1 protein-coding gene is annotated in these 1,011 nt (G+C 61.3%); it reads left to right on the forward strand.

The genetic code is table 11. The features are described 5' to 3' along the window. Nucleotides 1–957 (forward strand): RNA-directed DNA polymerase (locus tag PF66_RS30985; protein ID WP_054064818.1); only part of this gene is annotated, 957 nt, incomplete at its 5' end. Nucleotides 958–1,011 lie beyond the last annotated feature (54 nt).

A 1,011-nucleotide genomic window follows, 5' to 3' on the forward strand; every position in this document is an offset into this window, starting at 1 on the left:
AGCGGCCGATACCGCCCTGGTCGTTCCATTTGCTTTGTGGTCACCAGGCCAAAGGCCAGAGAAGTATGGGCCGCCGATTTCCGGGATCGCATCGTCCATCACCTGCTCTACAACCACATCGGCGCACGGATCGAAAGCAGCTTCGTGGCGGACAGCTGCGCTTGTATCCCAGGGCGCGGCACGCTATACGCTGCAAAGCGCCTTGAGTCGAAGATCAGAAGCCAGACGCAGAACTGGAAGGTGCCGGGCTTCTATCTGAAGTGCGACCTCGCCAATTTCTTCGTCGCGATCGACAAGCGAGCACTGGCCCAGCAGTTGACCAAGCGAATCGCTGAGCCGTGGTGGCGAGATCTGGCCTTGCAGGTGCTCTGGCACGACCCGCGAGAAGACTACGAGACGCGCAGCCCGCGCCATCTCTTCGGCCGTGTACCGCAGCACAAGCGCCTGACCTCGCAGCCAGCTCACCTCGGCCTGCCTATCGGCAACCTGTCGTCGCAGTTCTTCGCGAACATCTACTTGGATGCGCTCGACCAGTTCTGCAAGCACAGGCTCAAGGTGAAGCACTACATCCGGTACGTCGACGACTTCGTGCTGCTGCATGAGTCGCCTCAGCAGTTGAACGAGTGGCACCGGCAGATTGAGCAGTTCCTGCCGACCCTGGGCGCAAAGCTCAATCCGAAGAAGACGATCCTGCAGCCAATCGACCGCGGCGTCGACTTCGTCGGACACGTCATCAAGCCGCACCGCCGGACAACGCGAAAGCGATCAGTTGCCCAGGCAATGAAGCGGGTTGCGGCGGCACCTGCCGAGAACCTGCGCGAGACAGCCAACAGCTACTTCGGCCTGCTCACCCAGGCAAGTCACAGCCAGAAAGACCGAGCCTCCCTGGCAAACCTTGTTCTGCGCCGTGGACATGTCGTCAACGGCGAGCTGACCAAGACCTACCCCAAACGATAGCGCTGCCCGCCAGTCCCTTCCCCCTCTAAAACGATGAACGCCGCCCGGCGAGGG

The organism is Pseudomonas asplenii (assembly GCF_001293465.1).
In the GTDB taxonomy this organism is placed as follows: Bacteria; Pseudomonadota; Gammaproteobacteria; order Pseudomonadales; family Pseudomonadaceae; genus Aquipseudomonas; species Aquipseudomonas fuscovaginae_B.